General features: G+C 53.1%; 1 protein-coding gene. It reads left to right on the forward strand.

Annotation, left to right across the window (positions count from 1 at the left end; genetic code table 11):
* Window positions 1–512: DUF637 domain-containing protein (locus ACFIJ8_RS08535; RefSeq protein ID WP_375639397.1), on the forward strand; the 512-nt coding region annotated here is incomplete at both ends.

The following is a 512-nucleotide window of genomic DNA, read 5'->3' on the forward strand; positions in this document are numbered from 1 at the left end:
AAATGGCAGGTGTTGGACAATCTTTGCCAAAAACGGCTCCTCTGGTTGATCGCATCACCCGTGAGGCGGAAAAGAACCTGATCAAAGCCGCCATTGGCACGAGCGTTCAAACGGCTCTTGAGGGTGGCTCTCTTGACAAGAACTTTTTTAACAATCTGCGCATCGCCCTGTCTGATACGGTTGGCAAATCGTTGGCGGAAGAAATCGGTACTGCCAAGGCAGAAGGCAAAATAGACACGGTCACGCAGATCGTTGCCCATGCAGGACTTGGCTGCTTAAAAGGCGCTGTTGCGAGTGGTGCTTGCACGGCCGGTGCTGTGGGTGAAGCCTCAGCTATGCTCCAGTTTCAATTGTGGGTGCAAGGCATTGTGAAAGAGGAAATGGGGGATCTAAACGGTCGCACCCCAACTGCGGAAGAGGAAGCGCGTATAAACGCAAAGATTGATGCGCAGTTTGCTGACTTTAGAGACCACACCATTGATGTTGCACGGGCTGCTGGGGGCGTTGCCGCT

The sequence above is a fragment of the Bartonella sp. MF74HXZ genome, assembly GCF_042194445.1.
Taxonomy (GTDB): Bacteria; Pseudomonadota; Alphaproteobacteria; order Rhizobiales; family Rhizobiaceae; genus Bartonella; species Bartonella grahamii.